At 47.8% G+C, this 23,176-nt stretch carries 25 protein-coding genes and 2 pseudogenes; 8 read left to right on the top strand and 19 right to left on the bottom strand.

Features of this window, described 5'->3' with window-relative positions; genetic code table 11:
* The 5 genes and pseudogenes from B3M90_RS00695 to B3M90_RS14515 all read right to left on the bottom strand — a co-directional run.
* Nucleotides 1-777: a 3-hydroxybutyrate dehydrogenase gene (locus tag B3M90_RS00695; RefSeq protein WP_290782131.1), complete on the bottom strand. Its 777-nt coding sequence runs from the start codon at nt 775-777 to the stop codon at nt 1-3.
* 5 nt (nt 778-782) lie between these two features.
* Nucleotides 783-1,445 carry a 3-oxoacid CoA-transferase subunit B gene (locus B3M90_RS00690; RefSeq protein WP_290782128.1) on the bottom strand — a complete coding sequence of 221 codons (663 nt, stop codon included), beginning with the start codon at nt 1,443-1,445 and terminating at the stop codon, nt 783-785.
* Between the two features lie 13 nt (nt 1,446-1,458).
* On the bottom strand, nt 1,459-2,160 hold the full coding sequence (locus tag B3M90_RS00685; protein ID WP_290782125.1) for a CoA transferase subunit A: 702 nt from the start codon (nt 2,158-2,160) through the stop codon (nt 1,459-1,461).
* Nucleotides 2,161-2,185: 25 nt separating this feature from the next.
* Nucleotides 2,186-2,893 (bottom strand): annotated as a pseudogene (locus B3M90_RS14520) (GntP family permease); the annotation flags it as partial.
* A gap of 86 nt (nt 2,894-2,979) precedes the next feature.
* A pseudogene (locus B3M90_RS14515) lies at nt 2,980-3,625 on the bottom strand (GntP family permease); the annotation flags it as partial.
* A 237-nt stretch (nt 3,626-3,862) separates the two neighbouring features.
* Here B3M90_RS14515 and B3M90_RS00675 point away from each other — a divergent pair.
* The 4 genes from B3M90_RS00675 to B3M90_RS00660 are packed head-to-tail and all read left to right on the top strand — an operon-like array spanning nt 3,863 to nt 5,618.
* Nucleotides 3,863-4,420 (top strand): LytS/YhcK type 5TM receptor domain-containing protein, encoded by a 558-nt coding sequence (locus B3M90_RS00675; RefSeq protein ID WP_290782124.1) that lies wholly within the window; start codon nt 3,863-3,865, stop codon nt 4,418-4,420.
* Between the two features lie 17 nt (nt 4,421-4,437).
* Nucleotides 4,438-4,977 (top strand): GGDEF domain-containing protein, encoded by a 540-nt coding sequence (locus B3M90_RS00670; protein ID WP_290782122.1) that lies wholly within the window; start codon nt 4,438-4,440, stop codon nt 4,975-4,977.
* A gap of 55 nt (nt 4,978-5,032) precedes the next feature.
* A complete protein-coding gene (locus tag B3M90_RS00665) occupies nt 5,033-5,200 on the top strand; it encodes a hypothetical protein (protein WP_197026221.1) in 168 nt (55 codons plus the stop codon).
* Nucleotides 5,201-5,213: 13 nt separating this feature from the next.
* Nucleotides 5,214-5,618: a DUF350 domain-containing protein gene (locus B3M90_RS00660; protein WP_290782119.1), complete on the top strand. Its 405-nt coding sequence runs from the start codon at nt 5,214-5,216 to the stop codon at nt 5,616-5,618.
* Between the two features lie 613 nt (nt 5,619-6,231).
* On the opposite strand, the gene B3M90_RS14510 is transcribed toward B3M90_RS00660, so the two are convergent.
* From B3M90_RS14510 to trhA, 5 genes are all read right to left on the bottom strand, one after another.
* Nucleotides 6,232-6,522, bottom strand: coding sequence for a DUF4306 domain-containing protein (locus B3M90_RS14510; RefSeq protein WP_414655220.1), 291 nt, complete (start codon nt 6,520-6,522; stop codon nt 6,232-6,234).
* Nucleotides 6,523-6,951: 429 nt separating this feature from the next.
* Nucleotides 6,952-7,212, bottom strand: coding sequence for a hypothetical protein (locus B3M90_RS00655; protein WP_214855450.1), 261 nt, complete (start codon nt 7,210-7,212; stop codon nt 6,952-6,954).
* 21 nt (nt 7,213-7,233) lie between these two features.
* The gene (gene rpiA / locus B3M90_RS00650) at nt 7,234-7,932 is read right to left on the bottom strand and encodes a ribose-5-phosphate isomerase RpiA (protein WP_290782117.1); all 699 of its coding nucleotides are present in this window, start codon (nt 7,930-7,932) and stop codon (nt 7,234-7,236) included.
* A 42-nt stretch (nt 7,933-7,974) separates the two neighbouring features.
* Nucleotides 7,975-9,699 (bottom strand): M3 family oligoendopeptidase, encoded by a 1,725-nt coding sequence (locus tag B3M90_RS00645; protein ID WP_290782114.1) that lies wholly within the window; start codon nt 9,697-9,699, stop codon nt 7,975-7,977.
* 119 nt (nt 9,700-9,818) lie between these two features.
* Nucleotides 9,819-10,466, bottom strand: coding sequence for a PAQR family membrane homeostasis protein TrhA (gene trhA, locus B3M90_RS00640; protein ID WP_053453003.1), 648 nt, complete (start codon nt 10,464-10,466; stop codon nt 9,819-9,821).
* Between the two features lie 112 nt (nt 10,467-10,578).
* On the opposite strand from trhA, the gene B3M90_RS00635 reads away from it, so the two are divergent.
* Together B3M90_RS00635 and B3M90_RS00630 are read left to right on the top strand one after the other, a co-directional pair.
* Nucleotides 10,579-11,094, top strand: a complete 516-nt coding sequence (locus tag B3M90_RS00635) for a DUF1836 domain-containing protein (RefSeq protein ID WP_214855441.1) — start codon at nt 10,579-10,581, stop codon at nt 11,092-11,094.
* A 54-nt stretch (nt 11,095-11,148) separates the two neighbouring features.
* Nucleotides 11,149-12,114, top strand: a complete 966-nt coding sequence (locus B3M90_RS00630; RefSeq protein ID WP_290782111.1) for a DUF4003 family protein — start codon at nt 11,149-11,151, stop codon at nt 12,112-12,114.
* A 78-nt stretch (nt 12,115-12,192) separates the two neighbouring features.
* Here the strand turns inward: B3M90_RS00630 and B3M90_RS00625 are convergent, their stop codons facing one another.
* The 4 genes from B3M90_RS00625 to B3M90_RS00610 form a co-directional block, all read right to left on the bottom strand.
* Nucleotides 12,193-12,462 carry a hypothetical protein gene (locus B3M90_RS00625; protein WP_035408622.1) on the bottom strand — a complete coding sequence of 90 codons (270 nt, stop codon included), beginning with the start codon at nt 12,460-12,462 and terminating at the stop codon, nt 12,193-12,195.
* A gap of 61 nt (nt 12,463-12,523) precedes the next feature.
* Nucleotides 12,524-14,278, bottom strand: coding sequence for a bifunctional diguanylate cyclase/phosphodiesterase (locus B3M90_RS00620; RefSeq protein ID WP_290782108.1), 1,755 nt, complete (start codon nt 14,276-14,278; stop codon nt 12,524-12,526).
* A gap of 32 nt (nt 14,279-14,310) precedes the next feature.
* Nucleotides 14,311-15,945, bottom strand: coding sequence for a sensor histidine kinase (locus tag B3M90_RS00615; RefSeq protein ID WP_251137916.1), 1,635 nt, complete (start codon nt 15,943-15,945; stop codon nt 14,311-14,313).
* Nucleotides 15,946-16,027: 82 nt separating this feature from the next.
* Nucleotides 16,028-16,459: a YaiI/YqxD family protein gene (locus B3M90_RS00610; protein WP_214855434.1), complete on the bottom strand. Its 432-nt coding sequence runs from the start codon at nt 16,457-16,459 to the stop codon at nt 16,028-16,030.
* Nucleotides 16,460-16,583: 124 nt separating this feature from the next.
* Here B3M90_RS00610 and B3M90_RS00605 point away from each other — a divergent pair, with 124 nt between their 5' ends.
* Nucleotides 16,584-18,329 (top strand): ABC transporter ATP-binding protein, encoded by a 1,746-nt coding sequence (locus B3M90_RS00605; protein ID WP_214855431.1) that lies wholly within the window; start codon nt 16,584-16,586, stop codon nt 18,327-18,329.
* The gene (locus B3M90_RS00600; RefSeq protein WP_290782105.1) at nt 18,326-19,207 is read left to right on the top strand and encodes an NAD(P)-dependent oxidoreductase; all 882 of its coding nucleotides are present in this window, start codon (nt 18,326-18,328) and stop codon (nt 19,205-19,207) included. Before B3M90_RS00605 ends, B3M90_RS00600 begins: the two co-directional genes overlap by 4 nt.
* 52 nt (nt 19,208-19,259) lie before the next feature.
* Here B3M90_RS00600 and B3M90_RS00595 read toward each other — a convergent pair whose 3' ends face one another.
* The 5 genes from B3M90_RS00595 to B3M90_RS00575 form a co-directional block, all read right to left on the bottom strand.
* The gene (locus B3M90_RS00595) at nt 19,260-19,889 is read right to left on the bottom strand and encodes a DUF975 family protein (RefSeq protein WP_214855425.1); all 630 of its coding nucleotides are present in this window, start codon (nt 19,887-19,889) and stop codon (nt 19,260-19,262) included.
* 186 nt (nt 19,890-20,075) lie between these two features.
* Nucleotides 20,076-20,738 (bottom strand): copper homeostasis protein CutC, encoded by a 663-nt coding sequence (locus tag B3M90_RS00590; protein ID WP_214855422.1) that lies wholly within the window; start codon nt 20,736-20,738, stop codon nt 20,076-20,078.
* A gap of 25 nt (nt 20,739-20,763) precedes the next feature.
* Nucleotides 20,764-21,528 carry a DeoR/GlpR family DNA-binding transcription regulator gene (locus tag B3M90_RS00585; RefSeq protein ID WP_056060593.1) on the bottom strand — a complete coding sequence of 255 codons (765 nt, stop codon included), beginning with the start codon at nt 21,526-21,528 and terminating at the stop codon, nt 20,764-20,766.
* Nucleotides 21,529-21,720: 192 nt separating this feature from the next.
* Nucleotides 21,721-22,335 carry a glycerol-3-phosphate 1-O-acyltransferase PlsY gene (plsY, locus tag B3M90_RS00580; protein ID WP_035408639.1) on the bottom strand — a complete coding sequence of 205 codons (615 nt, stop codon included), beginning with the start codon at nt 22,333-22,335 and terminating at the stop codon, nt 21,721-21,723.
* 17 nt (nt 22,336-22,352) lie between these two features.
* Nucleotides 22,353-23,176 (bottom strand): M15 family metallopeptidase (locus tag B3M90_RS00575; protein WP_290782102.1); only part of this gene is annotated, 824 nt, incomplete at its 5' end.

The following is a 23,176-nucleotide window of genomic DNA, read 5'->3' as shown; positions in this document are numbered from 1 at the left end:
TTATTGAATCGTGTATCCACCATCAAGGACGTTCGCTTGTCCAGTGATACCTTTTGCTTTGCGGCTCGCAAGGAACAATGCATAATCCGCGATCTCCTCGACAGCAAGCAGACGTTTTTGCGGAACGAGCGGATAGATGACTTCTTCAAGTACCTTCTCAAGCTCGACGTGTCGCGTTTTCGCTAAGTCTTCCATCTGATTGCGGACGAGTGGTGTATCGACGTACCCCGGGCAAATCGCGTTGACGGTGATCCCGTACTCCGCTCCTTCAAGGGCTGCGACCTTCGTTAAACCGAGCAATCCATGCTTCGCCGAGTTATACGCTGCTTTACCGGCAAAACCGATCAAGCCATTGATCGATGCCATATTGAGAATGCGGCCATATCCTTGTTCCTTCATGATTGGAAAAGCATGTTTGATAGCGATGAACGGCGCCGTCAACATGATCTTGATCATCAATTCGAACTTCTCCGTCGGAAACTCTTCAATTGGCGAGACGTGTTGAAGACCCGCGTTGTTGATCAAGACGTCGAGTCGACCGAACTGCTCGACCGTTTGCTTCAAGACGGCTTCGACCTGTGCTTCATCGGTGACGTTTAACGTCATGCCGACCGCTTCATGACCAGCTGCCCGAATCGATGCCGCCGCCTCATCTGCTGCTTCCGCGCGAACGTCCGTTACGACGACCTTCGCTCCTGCCGCAGCGAACGCCTTTGAGATTTCTAGACCGATTCCGCTTCCTGCACCTGTGACGAGTACGATATCTCCTTTTACCATCTGCTTCACTCCCCTGCCGTCACGCGCTCGAGTTCCGGACTGACCGTGAATCGTGCTTCCGTGACTTGTTTGACATCTTCGACCGTTTGACCATTCAGCGTCTCAATCAAGACCATCCCGTCCGGCGTGAAATCAAAGACGGCCCGGTCCGTGATCAGACGATTGACGACGGCGCGTCCTGTCAACGGCAAGGTACACGCCTGTTTGACTTTCGATTCGCCGTGTTTGTTGACATGCTCCATGATGATGACGACGCGTTTCGCTCCATTGACGAGGTCCATCGCTCCGCCCATGCCTTTGACCATCTTGCCCGGAATCATCCAATTCGCGAGGTCACCGTTCTGATCGACTTCCATCCCGCCGAGGATTGCGAGGTCGATGTGCCCGCCGCGAATCATCGCGAACGATTCGGCACTGTCGAAGTAAGAAGCTCCGGATTGTGCCGTGACTGTCTCTTTGCCAGCATTGATCTCGTCCGCATCAACTTCATGATCAAGTGGATACGGTCCGATGCCAAGAAGTCCGTTTTCGGATTGCAGCATGACATGCATATCGTCCGGAATCGCATTGGCGATCAATGTCGGAATTCCGATTCCGAGGTTGACGTACATCCCGTCTTCAACTTCCTGAAGCGCGCGTTCAATGATGATCTCTCGTGTCGTTTTCATATCAATCTCCTCCTCAAGCTTCCCGGACAGTCCGGCGTTCGATGCGTTTTTCATAATCCGTTCCAACAACGATGCGCTGGACGTAGACAGCAGGCGTGTGGATCTCGTTCGGATCGAGTTCGCCGACCTCGACGAGTTCTTCGACTTCGACGATCGTTACTTTTCCCGCTGTCGCGACGATCGGGTTAAAGTTGCGTGACGTCTTCCGAAAGACGAGATTCCCGAGTCGATCTGTTTTCCATGCCTTGACGATTGCAAAATCGCCGACGATTCCTTCTTCGAGTAGATAGGTTTTCCCGTCGAACTCCTTTTGTTCCTTTCCTTCAGCAATCGGTGTCCCGACGCCAGTCGGTGTATAGAAACCAGGAATACCAGCACCACCGGCACGGATTCGTTCCGCTAGCGTACCTTGGGGGACGAGATCGACTTCGATCTCGCCACTGAGATACTGTTGCTCGAACGTCTTGTTTTCCCCGACATACGATGAAATCATCTTCTTGATTTGTCGTGTCTGCAAGAGGAGACCGAGACCGAAGTCATCGACACCACAGTTATTACTGACGACGGTCAAATCCTTGACGCCCTTCTCTTGCAACGCGGTAATGGATTTTTCCGGGATTCCGCAGAGTCCGAAGCCCCCTACGACTAGCGTCGCCCCGTCAAAGATGTCTGCTGTCGCTTCCGCGAATGATGCGTATACTTTCCCCTGTTTCATCTGATGATGCCCCCTTTAAAAATCCTTAGTACAAGCCAGTCAAGCTATACAATCCAATCATCAAGAAGACCGTCACTGTCTTGAGGATCGTAATCATGAAGATGTCCTTATACGACTGACGGTGCGTCAGTCCCGTGACCGCTAGCAACGTGATGACGGCACCGTTATGCGGTAACGTATCCATCCCACCGGACGCCATCGAGATGACGCGGTGCATGACTTCCGGTGGTACGCCACCCGATGTGATGGCTTGCGTATATTTATCCGACATCGCACTTAACGCAATCCCCATTCCACCCGATGCGGAACCGGTGACGCCGGCAAGCGTCGTCGTCGTGACGGCTCCGTTGACGAGCGGGTTCGTAAACGTCTCCGAGATCCCGCTTGAGACGGACTTAAATCCTGGGAGTGCCGCGATGACGCCACCGAAGCCATACTCAGCACCTGTATTCATGACCGCTAGGAGCGCACCACCGATACTGACGTTCAGACCAGCTTGGAAGTTCGTCTTGATCTTTCGGAAGTCATAGAGCATCGCTGCGAGAATTCCGATCAACAACGCCATTTGGACGGACCAGATCGCAAGAACAGCGGGTGTCTCGATCTTTCCGAATGCTTCTAGACCGATTGCTGAAAAATCGAATCCTTCCGGATACCATTTTGGAATCGAGAGTGTAAAGACTTTGTTCATAACGGCAACAAGGACGAGTGGGACAAAGGCAAGGACTTGGCGATAGACTGGTTGACGATCCGTCTCGAGCGTCATTTCTGGTTCGTTCTTTAACTCCATTTGCGGTGCAGTACTTGCCGCTGTCGCTTCGAATCCAGCGTACCCTTCACCCGCTTGATGCGCTTTTTTCTTGCGTGACTCGAGATACCACATGCCGACGACTAAGATGAACAAGCCACCGACTGAACCCATGATCGGAGCAGCATAGATATCTGTTTTGAAGAACGTCGTCGGAATGACGTTTTGAATCTGAGGCGTTCCTGGTAAGGCATCCATCGTGAACGTGAACGCACCAAGTGCGATCGTTCCCGGAATAAGTCGTTTCGGGATGTTTGCTTCGCGGAACAAGTTCGCAGCGAACGGATAGACAGCAAATACGACAACGAATAAGCTGACACCGCTATATGTAAGAATGGCGCCGAGTAAGACGATGGCAAGGATAGCGCGCTTCGCACCAATCATACGAATGATTGTCTTTGCGATCGACTCCGCGATACCGGACATCTCAACGACTTTTCCGAAAATCGCTCCGAGGAGGAAGACCGGGAAGTATGCTTTGATGAAGCCGACCATCTTTTCCATGAAAATATTCGAGAAGAAGGGTAACACCCAGTCCGGGTTCGTCAGTAAGACGGCGAACAAGGCACAGATTGGTGCAAATAGGATGACCGAAAAACCACGATAGGCAACGAACATCAATAAGGATAAGGCAAGTAGAATGATGACGAGTTCCATAAGTAGATCTCCTTCAAATTTAGTAAGCGCTTTCATATCGCTTCTTCATCATTTAACAATGCAGCGTCGAGGAGGTCAATCAAATCCCTAAAACCATAAGTACAGCTTATAGAAATCATAATTTCACATTATAGACACAATTGATGGAAAGGTTTTATTTTTTCGATAAACAGGAGTTAGTCCGTTTATGGCGTATATTTCTTAAGTACGTACTTTTTTCGAAAGGATGGACGATTCATGAAAAGCATCCATTTTGACGTCTTACATAACGTGACGCTATTAATGGCTGGTTTTTATCTACTTGGAAAATTATCACCGCTTCCGATCACGCGAGAATCTCCACGTCTCACCCGCGTACTATATGGTCTTGCCCTGAGCATTATCTCCTTACTGCTCATGCAGATGACAATCGAAGCAGCCCCCGGCGTCATGATTGATTTGCGCCATGTTCCGGTCATTGTCGCCGCCTACTTTGGAGGCGTTATTCCAACAACGATCGTGACGGTCGCGATCATTGTTTATCGCTTTAGTCTGGGAACGAACTTGGCTGCATTCACTGCATTTGGTTTCATCGTCGCTGTCGCCCTCGGAACGAGTCTGATTGTTCGTGAAATGCCTCCTTACGCAAAACGGACTTTCACACTCGTGACGCTCTATGCGACGGCTTTGCACGCCCTTGTCTTATGGATCGTCTTACCGAAACAAATCCTCTTACTCGAGGTCATGTCGGTCGTCATTCCCGCTTCTTTGTTAGCAGTTGGCTCGCCCTTTTGCTCATTCGTGATATCCGCCTGACGAAACAGTCGTTACGGGTGCTTCGGCAGAAAGCACAACTCGACTTTTTGACGGGATTGAATAATTCACGTGCTTTTAACGAATACTTCACGGATCTCAAACAACTATTGATCTTGAACAAACAGTCCATCGTGTTATTGACGATCGATATTGATCATTTTAAACGGATCAACGATACGTATGGACATGAAGCGGGTGACGAAGTGCTACGTCAGTTTGCCAGCCGACTGCGTGATGGCGTCGCAGAGAGCGGGTATTTATCTCGTAACGGCGGTGAAGAGTTCTCCGTCTTGTTTGAAGGCGTTCCGCTCTCTGAAGTGATTCCTTTAGCAGAGCAATTACGTGAACGTATCGCCTGCAGCCCATTTCGATTGACGACGACCGATCTGCCACTTACAGCATCATTTGGTTTAGCCGCTTTTGATGAGACGACATCTCAAATCGACCATCTCTTACCGGATGCGGATGCTGCGCTTTATCAAGCAAAACAACAAGGACGGAATCAAGTCGTCCTGTTTTCTCCTAATGCAGATTCTGCCGTCAGCTTCAAAGAATAACGATGGACGTCACCTCTGAAATCCGCTACCTTTAAAGTAGAGGCAGGTGATTGATATGAAGTTAACAAAAGGTCCTTATATCCTGATCGGTCTTCTCTTAGGACTCGTGTTCGGATTCATTGGTGACAACTTCTATTTGTATGTATCAGCAGGCATTCTCGTCGGAGCACTGCTTGAATTGTATGTCGCATACGAACAACGCAAAAAAAATAAAAAATCATGATGGAGGTACCAACATGACATTCAGTAATCTATTCCTTTCAACGCTCTCGTATATCGGTGTCGCGACCGTACTCCTTGCCATCGGTGTCGTCCTGTTCGAGGTGACGACGAAATCGAAGGAGCTCGAACTCATCCGTAACGGGAAGAAAGCGGCCGTCTACGCCTTCGGTGGACGTATTCTTGGTCTTGCCATCGTTCTCTATTCGAGTATTTCGAACTCCGTCAGCATTCTCGATATGGTCTTATGGGGTACACTCGCAATCGTCTTACAAATCGTTTTGTTCTATCTCGCGGATTTATTGATTCCACGTTTAAGCATGACGAAAGAGATTGATGCGAACAACGAAGCAGTCGGCTTGCTGCTTCTCTTCTTATCGATTTCGATCGGTTTGATCATTGCAGGATCGCTTACATATTAAAACACATGAAAACAGCCCTGGATCATTAGGATCTAGGGCTGTTTAGATTAAAACTCCACTTCGTAATAAGGTATCGCTAGCTATTACGATTACTTCAAGAACGAAGCCAAAATGATCATATGATGTATAGCATAAATATCCAAATTACTTTTCCTTTGCTTCTCAACAACTACTCTCCGAATCTGTCGTATTATCTTTAAATTCGTGTTATTTGTCTTTTTTTATTTTTGAGTTACGAGTTTTTCTCTAGTCAAAACCTGATTCTTGTCGATTCTTTAATTAAAGTTCTTTGTTTGTAGTGTTACGCACTATTTCGAAAAATGTCTTTTTGTAATTCCAATTTATTACGTTCAATTTGGTGTGGATAGATTTGATGACTAAGACTGAAGGGACTATGAACTACAAAGAAGATGATAACTACTATTTAAAAACTCACTTGTGATAATACCTAATTATCACAAGTGAACCAAAAGGAAATCTACTCCAAATATCATTGTTATGACAAATCGAATAGAACAATCCGAACATCGGAGAGAGAATAGTAGAAACACTGTGAACGGTCTCGTTCATTCCGTTTCATCCTCTCTTCTATATGAAGCCATCGCTTGAGTATTCAATTCTTTTTCTTCACTTTTTGATAAATGAAGTAACTCATGAACCCAACTATGTAGAGTCCTGAAGCAACGCAAACGTAAGCGAGAGGTTGTGTCTTCAAACTGATGAGAAAGATGTCTATAGGATAAATGTCGCTACAATAGGATACATCTTGAGGCGTAAAAATAAAACGCGGCTTACATTCTTCTTGAGGCAAAATGCTAATCTTGCTTGTTATGAAAAACGAACCGATGTATGAAATCAAGAAAACGGGGATGCTAACAGCCCACAACGTAATCCATCTCTTCATCATGTCTCTCCTTCCTATTTTCTTGATTGTATCATCCCCTTTCTTGATTCACCCTCATTTAGAAATTATTAACTTTTAAGTAATTAAAATATACGTTTCTTTATAGAAGTATCTTTCTATTCATCCTATCAAGGCGAGACGTAATTCGCCGAAAGTTAATTTTAGAAGTTTTTATGTACCGAATATACTCAGTTTTTTTGTAAGAGTCTCCTAAAACTCGTCCACAGATTACGTGATCATTGAAGATAAGCAAATAAATACAGAAAAAATAGGTATCCACGATTTGCTTGGTATCTATTTGTATCGATTAAGTAAAGAAGTAAGACACTTCTAATACATTCCTCGTGGAACGATAAGCTTTTTCTCTCGTCGGTTACCTCTAAGTCAAACAGCCTTGATTCATTGAATTCAAGGCTGTTTCATGTTCTTTTATTTTTCAAGCTCCTCTAGCTCCGTCCGCGAACGCGGGAACCCATTCGCTTGCCACTCAGCTCGATAGATGGAATCGAGTTTCGTCAATCCGACCTCATCCGGGTCCTTCGCAGCATCTGGACTCGGATCCTGATCGAGATGGGCTAAATATTCACGTAGTGCATCTGTTTGTGTGCCCTGTTCCCGCTTCCTTAACAAAAGTAGACTCGTTCCGGCAATGATGCCAGCTCCGAATAAATACCGTTTTTTCAAGCCCATACGGTTTCCTTCTTTCTTTTCTTAAACCAACCCACCACCGTCACGCAGGCGAGGATGCGCGATGCGTTTGACCTTTCCCTCTTCGACCGTCAGGACATGATCAGGTTGTCGCTCGAAGTAACCGGTCTCAAGCACTCCAGACCAGCCCTTCACTTCTTTTGCGAATACTCGGACGTCCGAGATGGCTGATACATCGACGTCAAGAATCACGTGACCTCCATCTGTAACGAAGGGACGATCGTCTTTCACGCGTAGCGTTGCTAAGACATGCTTATCACGCAACCGTTGCCGCACATACGGTAACGCAAACGGATCCAGTTCGACCGGTAACGGTCCGCTTAAATGATGAACGAACTTCGAAGAATCGGTCAGATAGAGCAATTCCCGACTCATCAGTGCGACAATTTTCTCGCGAAATAGTGCACCGCCACCACCTTTGATTGTTTGGAAGTGTCCGTCAATCTGATCGATCCCATCGATCGTCACATCGATTTCCATTCCCTCTTCCAAGTCGATCAACGGAATGTGTAACTGTTCCGCGAGTCGGACCGTCGCAAGCGACGTTGCCACGCCTTGAATCTGTAGTCCCGCCTGCACAAGTGGACCAAGCGCCTCGATGAACCGTTCCGTCGTCGAACCCGTCCCAAGACCTACTATCATCCCATCTTTCACGTAAGTTAGTGCTGCCTCAGCGACTAATTGTTTCTCCTGTTCATACATCCGCATCCCTCCCTACATTTCTGTTCCCGTTTCGATTCGTCTTCAATCGACGGAGAGAGAGGACTCCGTTAACGTCAGATACTGCTCAATCGCCTGGACGAGCGGTTGCTGAGCTTCGACCCAAAACGCGACAGATGTCGGATCAGCATCGAGATGACTTTTAACGATCTCATCGATCGTCGCTTGACCGGAATCATGCATGACCGCTTCAAAGACTGCCGAAAATTGACTCGGATCCGCTTGAACCGTCTGATACAGACTATTGCTGAGCAGATAACCGATCGTGTAGGGAATGTTGTAGAACGCAAGATTCGGATTGAACAAGTGACTGATGTACATCCATTTATAGCGCGCCGGTTCAGGCAATACCGGACCATAGGCTAACCGTTCTTCCTCTTGCAGGAGTTCACTTAACCGTTCGGCACTGACCGTCCCTTGCTGACGTTCCGCATAAAAACGTTGCTCGAACCGGAACATTCCGGGAACGATGCTGGCATATTTTAGGCCCTCTCGAATCTTGACTTCTAGAAGAGCAAGTACTTCCTCCCGCTCCGTCGTCTCTTTGATGGCAGCATCGAGGACGAGATTCTCCATGAACGTTGAAGCCGTCTCTGCAATGCTCGTTCCTTTGACTTGGTTTAAATACGGTTCATCTTGCAGTACATAATTATGATAGGCATGACCAAATTCATGGGCAAGTGTCGCGACGTCTGGATAACTGTCACGGTACGTCATAAAAATCCGGCTCTCTTTGGCAATCGGAAAGGCAGCGCAGAATCCGCCTTCCGCTTTTCCAGGACGATTCTCCGCATCGACCCATCCCTTGTTAAACACGTTTTCAGCAAAAGCACCGAGCTGTGGATTCAACTGTTTGAATTGTTTGCTTACGATTGCCTGTGCCGTCTCAAACGGAACATGCCGCGCAGAGCGGTACGTGCTCGTCTCAAAATCATGCCATTCTCCCGTCACCCGCTCTGCCTGGACAATCTTGCGGGCATAATAGGCGTGAAAGAGGTCGCGGTGCTGATCGAGTGCTTCGATCATCGCTTGTAAGCTCGCTTCTGAAATTCGGTTCTGCTCAAGCAACTCTGTCAATGGTTGCTCCCAGTTCCGCATCTTGTAGGATTGCAATCTGAAGCCGGAGATCCGGTTCAAGATCGTCGCAAACAAATCAGCTTCTTTGGCACAAGCGGCGTCAACTGCAGTTGCTGCCGCTAGACGAGCCGAACGACCAGGCGCGAACATCGCTTCATGCAATCCTTGACCGATCGTGACTTGCTTCCCGTTCAAGTCGACCCGTAACGCCATGAAGCGCTGATCGTAAAGTTGTCCCCAGCCTTGGAACCCGTCCACACCGAGATCCTGTAACAATTGTTCTTGAACCAGTGGTGCACGACGGGACTGGATGTCACGGCGTTCGTTTAAGAAAAAGGCGTACGGTGAATCCGTAACGAGCGCTTCCCACTCTTCTTGTGACAGTACTGCGATCTTTGTATCGAGTGCTGCCACTTCGCTGCGTACCATCGCTTGGACGACTTCGATCTCTTCAAGCAATGGATGGACTTCTACGCGCGTGACATCTTCAGCGTACAGACAATAAATGAAGTCGCTCCATTCTTCGACGTCGCGCGCGACTTGCTGATAACGCTCGACCTGTTCTGCCACATCAATCGGCCGATTCGACAATGCTGTTTGTATGGAAGTGATGCCTGCTTTGACGTCATCAATCGTATAGAGTGTTTCTAATTGCCATCGTGTGTGTTGCATGTGATTTCCCCCTTTTCGTGATCTTTCCGTTCTTTCATTCGGGAGGACACTCGACTTCTCCTGTATTTTCCATATAGATACAAAAAACTCCTTCAGTCATTGACTAAAGGAGGACATCATCACAACACGAAGAAGTAGACACATAGGAAATGCGCTAGACTACCGAGTAGTACGAAGATGTGGAAGATTTCATGGAATCCGAGATGTTTAAACGATAAGACACGCGGCTTGAGTCCATAGATGATGCCACCGATCGTATAGAAGATACCACCAAGGAATAATAGACCGATGCCGAGCGGTGATAAGACTTGCGCGAGTGGTGTGATCGCAAATACCATGATCCAGCCCATTCCGATGTAGAGCGTCGTCGATAACCAGCGTGGACTGTTGAACCAGACTAATTTGAAGGTAATTCCGGAAACAGCAATCAACATGACGATGCTAAACAAGACCCAACCCGTCGGACCATTCAGACTGACAAGACAAAACGGTGCGTAGGAACCGGCAATCAACAAATAAATCATCGAGTGATCCAATCGTCGCCAGATCGCAATCGCCCGGTCGCTCGCAAGGACCATATGATACGTTGCCGAAACAGCATAGAGTGCCATCATGCTGACCCCAAAAATAATCGCTGCGACGATGGCAAGTGATGCTCCACGTTCTAACGATGCTTTAATGACGAGTGCGAGTAATCCGACAAAAGCAAAGACAGCCCCTCCCAGATGTGTTAATCCATTAATCGGTTCTCTCATATAAGCTTTCACTTTCGTTCCTCCTCTGATATGTAGTTTTGAATACTACATGGCGTTATATACATATTCTATCATATGATGAAGAAGTAGAAAGTCCTATTTTAACGATTTTGGAGGTTTTTTTATGACACGTTCTGACGACACGAGACATGATCGTCAATTACAGCTTGCAGATATCCCGAACATTGATCTTTATATGGATCAAGTCATCCAACTGTTTGAGCGGACATTCGAGGAAACGACGCGGAACACGGATGAGACAATCTTGACGAAGACGATGATCAACAATTATGCCAAAAAGAAATTATTTTTTCCGGTCACGAATAAAAAGTATACGAAGGAGCACTTGATTTTAATTAGCTTGATTTATCAGTTGAAAAGTTCGTTTTCGATCAATGATATCAAGACGATCCTAACGCCCTTGAACGAAGGCATCGAACAGAATCAACTCGATCTTGAAGACTTTTATCGCACTTACCTTGAACTGACAGAACGAAATACAGCCCGTTTCGTCACCGAACAAGATGCTCTTACCGCCTCGACGACCGATCCACTGGAACAGATTTTAGCGCTGGCTCATATGAGTAATCTGTACCGGCGTGCAGCGGAACAATTGATCGATACCCAACTAAAAAAATAAGATAACGCTTTCACTGCGTGATACACTATAAGAAAAAACAGAGGAGGAACAGTCATGGAGATGGCGACGACTTTCTTGCGACAACTGAATCATATCGCCCCAGAATTCAGAACGTATCAGGACGGTATTCTCATCGAATTGGCATTCGACCGGACGATCGGAACGGAGCAGGTTTCCGCAAGTGTATTGCTTGAGACAGCAGATGACTTAAAAATACGCTTGCGTACACAAACCACCCAGGCATTATTGCTTGCTTCGAAGATTCATGCCTTTGACGCCCACACACCGAGCCGCATCGCCGAGATGATGTCGCTTCACGGCTATTTTAAATCGCATCGCTTGTCGCATCCCTTGAATGCCTACTCTACTGCCCTGTTCATCAGCCGTCTTACTCCACAGGACGCGGTACTTGAACGAACGGTACAATTATACACACGCCTCAAAAAACAACATCGGTTCATCGTGTCACCGCTATTGATTTCTTTCGTCTATTTTCACGCTACGACACGCGGTGAGTTAGACGAACTCGCCTCGCGTATCGAAACGGTCTATCAACGACTCAAACGACGGTTCGGACGCGCTCAACAGACGTATGTCGTTGCCTTGATATTCGCTTTATTGCCTGAAGACGATTGGGATCGCTATATCGCACAAGTGGAGTCATCCCGTAAGATATATCGTAAGCAGCGTGTCCCGCTGTCATTCCACGGCATGCTTGCGTTACTCGGTGATCCCAATATTCATGCTTCGGCACTCCAACAGATGGCAGAGGCGTTACGCTCCGATTTACATTTTAAATACCGGAAAGACATAGTCTATTTGACAGCAATCCGATTGTATTTAAGTCAACAAACGATCCTGCAACAGCTCTTCCCATCTTCGATTCTCCCACCGGACGGCACCGACGCGATTCCGTTCTTACTCTTCCCTGTTGATTTGACCGACACGTCCCATGCGACAGACGGCGGGATCGACGGAGGATTTGATGGTGGAAGTGACGGCGGTGGGGGTGGCGAGTAATCTTTTACTCCATCAAAAAAAGGCAATCGATATCCAGCATTTCTGCCGGACATCGATTGCCCTTTATTTTAGTCATTCTTAACCTTGTTGGTTCTCTTCATCGGATGGTTCAACATCGCCATCTTCATCAGAAGCGTGCGACAAATCGGGTGCCTCTTCACTTGAAGCTTCGTCATCTGGTCGTTCTGTTTTCTCAGCTTCTTGATCTTGATGCTTCGTTTCTTTTTCATCCTTCGATTTTTCCGGAACCTCCGTATTGTCTTGCGGGTCACGTCCGGCAATCTCATCCTTCGTCATCCGGTTTCCTGAAGTAATCGGGTCCGTCTCTTTATCATGTTGATCAGCCATTTGGCATCCCCCTTAAAATGTACTTGTTCCACATTTTAATGTATTCCCGACTGAAGAAGGGTTAAACCTCAGCACGCCCTCGAACGATGTCCTCGATGAGTAATTGTTCAATCGGCTGAGGGTGATGGACCTCGTAGCCTTGCACATAAAGTTGCTCATCCAACACTTGAATCTGTTGCAATTGCGACGCGGTCTCGACTTCCTGAATCACGAGCGCGATGTTTAACGTCGACGTCAAGGAATGAACAGAGCGAATCATCGAACGCTCTAACTGATTTTGAACGAGTCGACGTGTAAAGATTGGATCGAGCTTGACTGCTTGGACCGGTAAACGCAATAACGAATTAAGTGACGCGTAGTGACTACCGAAATGATCGACCGTCAGACGGTAGCCTGCTTGGCGCAGCTGCTCCAAACGTTTCATTGCAAAACGACGACGCGTCTGCAATACTTCCTCCCGGATTTCAAGAATGAGTCGTTCGCCCGGGAAATACGATTCTTCTGTCAGTCTAAGTAATTCTGAAAAGAGTTGATCCGACTCGAACTGGCTTGCCGATAGATTGACGGCGACGGAAATCTTACGTCCAAATGTCTCCTCCAAGCGCCGTTGATCCAGGATTGCCTGACGGATCGTAAATCGACCGATGTCTGGGAAAATCTCCATCTTCTCGGCAATCGGAATAAAATCCGTCGGACTGACGAACCCAAGCACAGGATGATTCCAGCGTAGAAGCGCTTCAACCGCGACGTAGCGTTCTTGTTTCGCATCAACGATCCATTGATAGTAGAGCTCGAATTGTCCCCGTTCTAGTGCATGCGAAAGCTCTGATTCAAGAACTGATGCAAATGGATGCTGTTCCGCCTTCCGATTTGGATTAACAAATGAGGTTCGCTGTTTCCCCTCGTGTTTGACTTGTTGCATCAAGGCTTCTGCTGCATAGATTTGTATCTGGCGACTTGCCATATCACCGGTCAGAAGACTGACGCCAGATGATGCCGTCACCTGAATCGGTTCGGCTGCAACACCAACGATCGGTTGCTCAATCGCTTCCGTGACGATGCGAGCGTAATCTTCCGCATATTGTTCGAATTCCTGTTCCTGTTCAAGTGCTGCTAAGACGACGAATTCATTCCCATCCATTCGACCGACGACATGATTCGGTAAAGGAACATATTTCAGCCGATTCGCGATTTCGCGTAGCACTTCGTTCCCTGCCCGGTATCCATGCGTCGCATTGATCGCATGGAAACGATCGAGGTTCAACACCATTAAGAAAGCAGGATGAATCGTCACACTTGAGATCAGTCGATTCATGTACCGTTCGTTATAGACATCTGTTAGCGCATCCTTGATGACATACGTTTCGACGTTAATCGATTTACTAATGATATCCGCATACCGCTCGACGAGCGCGATATCCTGCTCCTTGAAGTCGAATGGTTGATCATCAAAGGCACATAATGTCCCGATTTTTTCATTTTCCGCATTTTTGATCGCTACTCCCAAAAAGCTACCGTTCCCAAGAGCTTTCGTGACCGGATGATTGACGGTCAATGGATTGTTGAGCAATTCATTGATCGAGAGCTTCCCGTCTGTCTCATCGACTACCAGCTTACAGAGGACATGTTGGAAGACATGAGTCGAGCCTTCTTCGATCAACTGACGTTCTTGATTGATTGCCTTGACGACAAAGTTGCTATATGAATCATTTAATGCAAAAAACAACGTGTTGACGCCAATCCGTTCACTAAGTTTTTCAAGAATCTCTTCGACGAGCGGATGCAATGCTTCATAACGAATGTGTGAATTATTCACCGTGTCTTCCTCCTTTCTGAGTCTGTAGTCGGTCATGCGTCGAGCGGGAGTTGAATGATGAAGGTACTGCCCTCTCCTTCCGTTGATTGGACGGAGATAGCTCCACCATGATCAAGCACGATCATCCGACAAATCGCGAGTCCTAAGCCCGTTCCACCGATTTTACGTGTATCCGAGTTATCTGCTCGGTAAAACTTATCAAAGATGTAAGGAAGCGCTTTTTCTGGAATACCAAGCCCTTCATCTGAAATCTCAATTCGTAATTGATCTGACTGGTTTGATCCTTTGATCCGAATCTCGCCGCCTTCGGGCGAATATTTAATCGCGTTCATGATCAAGTTCGTAAACAGTTGTTTCATCTTCTCACTGCTGGCTGAAATCGTATAGGATCCCGGACTAAAATGGACACTGATGCGATGTGCGAGACTCGCAAGATCGAACATCGGCTTCATCTCGAACATCAATTGTTTTAAATCAAGTAATTCTTTTTGTGTTCCATGTGTCGAGTCTTCCCCTTTTTGAATTTCCAGGATGTCATTGATCAATTCCGCCAATCGAACGGTTTCCGAATGAATCGTCTGCAAATAGCGTTTCTGCCGCTTCGGATCGACTTCTCGTTTCATCAATAACTCCGTGAAGCCCATGATCGAAGAAAGCGGTGTCCGCAACTCGTGCGAAACGATCGAGACGAACTCTGCCTGCTTAAGATCGAGCTCCTTGTCTTTCGTCACGTCACGTAAGACAAGCATCATCCCCCATTCAACGTTCGCAATTGCAATCCGCTCAGCATAGGCACTGAGCAACAAGTTCCCCCGGAATGCCGATAACTCGATCGTTTCTCCCGGAATATCCCCGTTCATCAGTTGACCGATGTAATCATGAAGTGCTTCCGGCTGATCGACATGTTCAAACAGAGACGTCGCCCGTTCATACGCGTGACGGAACCCTTGCGCCTGATTGACGAGCTTTGGTGGAAACATATTCAATAAGGCCTGGTTCGCATAAATCTGCTCCCCACTACTCTCGATATATAGGACAGCTTCCCGAATCGAATCAAGTAGCTGATACGTCTTGATTTTTTCATGCTCCATTTGATGGAACAGGAGATGGCGTTCAAGCGTCATCCCAAGTTTTCGTGATAGATCAAGTAAATCCCCGACTTGTTCTAAATTGAACTGGGCGAAGGGATGGCGGATGTATAGCAGTCCGACGACTTGTCCGTTGCTTGGAGACTGTACGGGAATTGCTGACTCGAACTGGTCGCCGAGTGGCAATTGGACCGATTTACGCATGACGAATGCGCGACGCAAGACCGAATATTGATCGAGATCTTTTTCGATCAGCTCCATATCGTCGATCCCTTGTGCGACGAAATGATTTAACTGCTCCCGCCGGTACAAAAGGATAGCTCCTTCTTCTACCTCAAGCAGTTGCAACAAGATCATCAAGACAGTCTCGCAGGCTGCTTCAACATTTTGTGTCGCCAACGCTTCCATGATTTCATTGCGTTGCTTCAATTTCACTTCGACTTTTCGTAAATCCTGTTGTAATCGATTGATTTCACGTTGATCGAGTGATGTGAGTCGTGCCTCAGTTGATTCCGGAACCGTTCCTTGGCGCAATCGGTAAGGACGATCCTTCGAGTGGTCGCGTAAAATTCGTTTCAACGTGTATCCTCCTTTCTGATTTCATTCATGCTTCAAATTATATCACGGTCCGTACCGTATCAACAGTCCAACACTACCTTCCTTACATGCTGGTTAGCACTAATGTACGAAATGATTCTTCAAAGGAACGGTCCGCATCGCGCGTCCGTTTTTTCGGTCCTTTCGTACGCCCGCCTGCTCGTCGGATTTGTTGTCCGACATGGCGAGTGTGGAGCAATAGATCGATATTGTCGTTCGTGAACTGGCGACCATTTTGATCGATTGCGAGTCCGCCTCGTGCTAAGATGAGTGCTGCCAAACCAAAATCCTGGGTCACAACGAGATCGCCACGTTTCATCCGATTGACGATCGCATAGTCGACGGCATCTGGTCCTTGTCCGACGGTAATCGTCGTCGCTCCTTCTCGGATCACCTGGTGTGCCGTATCACAAACTAAAAAGACGTCACGTCCCTGTCGGTGTCGAATGACGAGATCGACAACGGGACATCCGTCCGCATCTACGAAAATAGACATTTGAATCCTCCCTTATTGTTTCCACTATCAGTGTCACAAATCGAAAGATTTTTTGTCAAGTCGCGCTTCCCATTTGACCGTCTCTTCGTTCTTCAGGACAATAGAAAAGAGAGGATGTGTTGAAATGAACGCTGCGACGTTCCAATCTTTTTACCTGTTATTGAAAAAAACGAAACCACCGGTCGGTTTATTATCTGCCGCTGTTTCCGTCTCTGTCATCCAAGCGCTGGCTGCGCTCGCCATTCCTTGGTTCTTAAAGACGTTGATTGATGGTTTTACTGTCGATCGACTGACACCACAATTGATCAGTCTATTTGTAATCGTTTTCGTCGTTCAAGTCGTCGCGAACGCTTTATCGATCTATTGGTTACAGATCGTCGGTCAACGGATCGTCGCCAATTTACGAACGCTTCTATGGAAGCGTCTGTTAACGCTATCGATTCCGTTCTATGATGAGACAAAATCCGGTGAGCTCGTCTCACGACTTAATAGTGACGCAACGACACTCCAGCAATTGCTATCGGAACAACTCGTTCGTTTGCTGACGTCACTCGTCTCAATCATCGGAGCAATCACGATCCTATTCTTCCTCGATTGGCAAATGACGCTTGTCATGGTCATCGCTGTCCCCGTGACCTTGTTGATCATCATTCCGCTCGTCCGCAAACTACACAAGATTTCTCGTGAGACTCAGAAGGAACTTGCAGGATTATCCGGTTTTTTTGCCGAGATGCTCGGTGAGGTCCGACTCGTCAAATCACAAGCAACAGAAGACTATGAGCTGGGGCGAGGAAAAACTCGGATTGAGAACTTATACGGGTATGGTGTAAAGGAAGGACGAATTCAAGCCCTCTTGTTGCCGATCTTTAACGTCACTCTAACGACGATGTTGATCCTGATCATCGGTTTTGGTGCCTACCGCGTTTCGACGAACCAGATCACGGCGGGTGAACTCGTCGCCTTTTCGCTCTATTTGTTCCAAATCATGACTCCGCTCGTGACGATGACTGAATTCATCACGAAGTTACAGAAAGCACGCGGTGCGACAGAGCGAATCATCGAGCTTCTCGATGAATCACCAGAAGCAGCTGGAACGCTTGTAGCATCTCGTCCGTTTACGGACGTGACGGTCGAACACTTGTCATTTGGATACAATGAGACGTCGATCTTACAGAATGTCAGCTTTACGTTACCACGCGGCAAGACGACAGCGATCGTCGGTCCGAGCGGCTCTGGTAAAACGACATTATTTGCGTTACTTGAGCGATTTTATCAACCGACGTCAGGACAAATCCGACTCGGAGATCAACCCATTTCTGATTTGACGTTATCGTCTTGGCGACAGGCAATCGGATATGTCGCGCAGGATTCCCCCGTCTTATCAGGAACGATTCGTGACAATCTCGTCTACGGTCTGACAGATGACATCAGTGAAGACAAAATCCGTGCGGCTGCACGGATGGCGAATGCCGATACGTTTATCGAACGATTCCCGGAAGGTTATGCGACTGAGATTGGAGAACGGGGTGTCAAACTGTCCGGTGGTCAACGCCAACGAATTGCGATTGCACGTGCACTCCTCCGTGATCCGGAAATTCTGTTGCTTGACGAAGCGACATCCAGTCTCGACTCCGAGTCGGAACGTGTCGTTCAAGAAGCACTCGAGCGATTAATGGTCGGACGGACAACGTTTGTCATCGCCCATCGTCTCGCGACGGTCCGTCATGCCGATCAAATCATCGTTCTTGAAGATGGTCAGATTTCAGGTATCGGGACACATGATCGACTTGTCGTCGACAATCCATTGTATAATAAGCTCGTAACGCAACAATTCATCGGCACGGAACGTGCAAGGGGGAATCACGTATGAAGACAGTCGGTTTCATCGGATTAGGTGTCATGGGACAAGGCATGGTCCGCAATCTGCGTAAGGCAGGTTTTACAGTCAAAGGATACAATCGCACGAAAGAGAAAGGACTCGTCCTTGAAGCAGATGGTGTCGAAATCGTCGATACGATTCAAGATGTCGTCACGGATGTCGACGTCGTCATCTCGATCGTCGGTTATCCGCAAGACGTCAAGCAGATCTACTTCGAAGACGGCATACTCGATCATGCGACACCAGGAACGATTCTGATTGATATGACGACGTCTAGTCCGGCTCTTGCTGAACGAATCGCGCAGGAAGCGACAGCACGCGGTCTTCAGGCACTTGACGCACCTGTCACGGGCGGTGATCTCGGTGCGAAGAACGGAACACTCGCGATTCTCGTCGGTGGTGAAGAAGCGGCTTTCGCACAAGCGAAGCCATTATTCGAGGCGATGGGGAAATCGATTTCACTCTTCGGTGGTCCTGGTAAAGGACAATCGGCGAAGCTCGCGAACCAAATCGCAATCGCCGGATCGATGATTGGAACAGCGGAGATGTTGTTGTTCGTCACACGATCCGGAATCGATCCGACACAGTTCATCGAGACGATCAAATCTGGTTCTGCCGGTAGCTGGAGTCTTGAGAACTTGATTCCGCGCGTCATCGCCGAAAACTACTCACCTGGTTTCTTCGTCAAACACTTCATCAAGGATATGCGCCTTGCCCTCGAACGCGGCGCTGAGATGGGTATCGCGACACCTGGTCTTGCACTCACGAAAGACTTATATGTACAACTTGCTGAGCTGGGTCACGCCGATTCCGGTACACAAGCGCTTTATCTATTGCTCGCTGAGCGTTCACGCGCTTCGGTGGAATAAGCAAAAGCCTGTACGCTACGTCTACTGACGTAATGTACAGGCTTTTTTACGTTCATCCCTTAACGGAACGGGTTGGTTTCAAGCGTTCATAGAAGTGTGCCATCGTCGTATCGAAGTATGGCGTCAAGAAGATGACACCGACTGTACTAAGTAGTGCGAGGATCCCCCAGCCGATGAAACTCAAGTAAAGTATGATCAGTTCACGCTTATGCCCTTTCATCATCCGGCGGCTTTCACCAAGTACTTGCCAAAACGATAATTCCGGTCGATCGACTAAAATATACGGAACGAGACGATATGCTAGGTAGAAGTATAGTGCCGGTAAGATCAAAAATGATCCAACATAGACCAATACCGTTACGATCGCATATGCGGCAATCGTCCGGAAAGCACGTCGAAACGAAGAGAATCCTTCGAACAGTGTTCCGATTCCTGCAGACTCCCCGCGGGTGAAGCGTAAGTAAGCAATCGTTCGACCAACTGTCACTGGAGCCAGGACGATCGTGACGACCATGTTCAGTGCGATGAATCGAACCATACTATCAATGTCATCTTGGTCAAATGACATCCGGCTTGCAGCGAGCGCAAAAATAAGGAAGTAGATGATCGAGATGCTTAATCCGACCAACCATTGTCCTTTTAACGTACCAAGAGCAGCTTGTTTCAATTGTTTAGGGTTCATGTCGTACTCCTTTATATCCACTATTTCCACTTTTGATTTTAGCCCAGTTCCTTTGAAAAACCTAGTTCTCCCACTCTGCTTTTCATCTGCTTGAAGCGAATCGTCGAAAAGTCGTCACGAGCGCATGAAAAAAATCCATTTCCCTCATCTCAACAGATCAGAAAAATGGATTGATTCACTCGATGATCATCCTAGGAGTCGTGTCAACGCCTCAACGTGTTCTTTTTGAATGGCACCGTCTTGTAAGACCGCCGATCCTACATGCAGCTCGGACGCCTTCGTTGCTTCAAGAAGTGCCTCTGCATTTTCAAGTGTGATGCCGGATCCTGGTAAGATGATCAAGTCCGGATAGTCTGCAATCAAACGTGCGATCGTCTCTTTACCTTCTAGTGCCGTCGCTTGACCACCTGACGTCAAGATCCGGTCGACTTCTGGAAAATCAGCGAGTACTTCTGCCGCTTCAAGAATATCACGACTACTGTCGATTGCTCGGTGGAACGTCAATGACAGTTCCCCTTTATGTTTGATGATGCGACCGAGGAAACCTTCGTCGACACGACCGTCTGCTGTCAATGAGCCGACGACGATCCCGGCTGCACCGAGTTCACGGATCAAGTCAATATCCGTGATGATTGTCTCCTCATCTGATTTCGAGTAGACGAACGATTTGCTATGTGGTCGCACGAGGACGTGAACCGGAATCTCGACCGTCGAGACGACTTGACGGATCAGTCCGTAGCTCGGCGTCAATCCCCCTTCGGATAATGCGGAAACGAGCTCGATCCGGTCCGCTCCGGCTTGTTCTGCTGCGACCGCTTCTTCTACGGTCGATGCAATGATTTCTAACATGATACATCCCTCCCGCATCAGTGTATCATGAGACGACCATCCAGTTCACGCGTTCGTTGAACAGTTTCATCTCCCATGATGGCGGATAGGAAGCTGGGCTGAGGACGATTTTCGCGCGCCGGAACTCTGCCACCTTATATTTTCGGTTTCCTTGGAACTCGTCATTGGCTAAGAAGGCGTAGACATCTTTTGTGCAACTAATGACCGCTTTTTGGATAAGTGACGATTCGATATCATCACTGACGAAGCCTCGCTCAATCTCAGCACCATCAAACGATAGGAAACAGGCATCAAAAGCATAGGCATCCAGTGCTTGCAATACCTCGACCCCGACCGTCTGTCCGTATGCATCGACTGTTCCGCCTAACAATCGAATTTCCCCAGTGAACGGTCCCGTCTTACGGCACTGCTCCAAATGACTGGCGACGATTAGTGAATTCGTGACAATCGTCGCGTTTCCCGTTAAATAAGGTAACAAATGCTCGACCGGTTCTCCCCGTCCGAGAAAGATACAGGAATAGTCACTGAGCCACCCTTTCGCATAGCGCGCTAAACGGCGGGACAGCTGATCCGTTCGCCGTGAGATCGGCGTCTCCCGTTTTCCTCCTTGATAGATAGCACCGCCATAGACACGCTTCAATTGACGTTCGCGTTCCAACTCCTCTAAGTAGCGTCGTACCGTTTCTCCCGAGACATCGAGACGTTCGATCAAATCCTTCGTCATGACTTTCCCTTCCTCTTCCAGCCATTCCATGATGCGTGATTTCCGCTCTTCTCCTAACAACGACACGTGCGCTTCCCCCTTTACAGACCAGTTCTAGTTCTAGTGTAGCGAACGTCTGTAAAGATCTTGTAAATCCGATGTAAATAAACGTGTAGTTCCTATGAAATGTCGTTGAATTCGTCCGTTATCCGACTCTTTCATCAAACGAAAGACGCGCCTGTCTCTCAATGAGTGAGAGGCAGACGCGTCATTAGTCGTTCATTCAGACGATTTCTTTGCAAAGAGTGGAATCTTAGACTCTGTTCCTTGGCGAATCCGTTGGATGTTATCACGGTGCTTGAAGATGACGAACAACGCAAGAACCGTAAAGAACGTCGGAACGATCCAATCGTTCGTCAAGACGCCGATCGTGATCGACACGACAATCCCGACACTTGCTGCGACGATCGAACTGAGCGAGACCATCCGGCTCAGGCGAAGTGTCGTCAAAAAGGATACGAGCAGAAAGATGAAGAGAATCGGGCTCGTCACGAGCAACATCCCACCAGACGTCGCGACTGCCTTTCCGCCCTTGAACTTTGCGAAAATCGGATAGATATGACCGACGACAGCAGCTAATCCAGCAAACAGCGGATGCACATCCGCGCCCATTAAGATCGGAACAAGGCTCGCGACGGCTCCTTTTCCAAGATCACCGATCAAGACGATGATTCCTGCCTTTTTCCCCAAGACACGGAACGTATTCGTCGTTCCGAGATTCCCGCTACCTTGTTGACGAATATCGATTCCGTGTCCCCATTTCCCAACAAGTAATGCGAACGGAATCGAACCAAGCAGATAGCCAAGAACCAAAATCCCTATGATTTCAATCATAGTCAACCTCCAACCTCTTAGTGACCGACTTTCATATATTCCTCAAGAGTCTGTCCGTTATTTTTAATTTGTGTCGCGACATCGACTCCGACATAACGAATGTGCCATGGCTCATACGTATAACCCGTCCGTGACTGGAAACCACGGTCGTAACGAACGATGAAGCCGAACTTCGCTGCGTTATTCGCGATCCATTTTCCTTCTTTCGTATCACCAAGAGCGGCTGTTAATCCATTACCTACACTTGGTGACGAAATATCAAAAGTGAGACCTGTCTGGTGTTCACTGTGACCAGGGCGTGCTGAATATTGATTAGCAGCTGCCTTGCCGTCACGTGCGACATAATTATTATACAATACTTTTTGACGTGCGCCGGAACGGAATCCGCTGACAGCGTTCAATGTTACGCCTTCTTTTTTAGCAGCAGCGAACATCTTTTCCATCTGTTTCGCAGCTGGTGCTCGCATGTAGCTTTGTTCAAGTACACCCGAATAGGAGAAGCTGACGTTTGGAACGACGAGATCCGACGGCTTGTAGTCGATTGGCAAGCTATACTTCTTGTTGACGACGACGAGCATTCCAAGCGAAAGATCGGCTTTGGCATCTGCTGATTTATCGACGTCTGGCGTCTCATCTTCTGGTTTCGATGGTTTTTCCTGCTCTGGATCCTGAGACGAACTATCCGGTTTATCCGTCGATTCGTCCTTTTTGTCTTCTGTTTTGTTCTCTGCTGCAGGTGTATCATCTTTCTTTTCTGTTTCATCCTTCGTTGCCTCATCCGAAGATCCTTGGTCCTCTTGTGTCGTCTCATCGGATGATTTGTCTTCAGATGACTTGTCTT

It is taken from the genome of Exiguobacterium sp. UBA6309 (assembly GCF_002439205.1).
Classification (GTDB): Bacteria; Bacillota; Bacilli; order Exiguobacteriales; family Exiguobacteriaceae; genus Exiguobacterium_A.
Note: the sequence above shows the minus strand (reverse complement) of the source record. Positions and strands in the feature narration are given on the sequence as shown.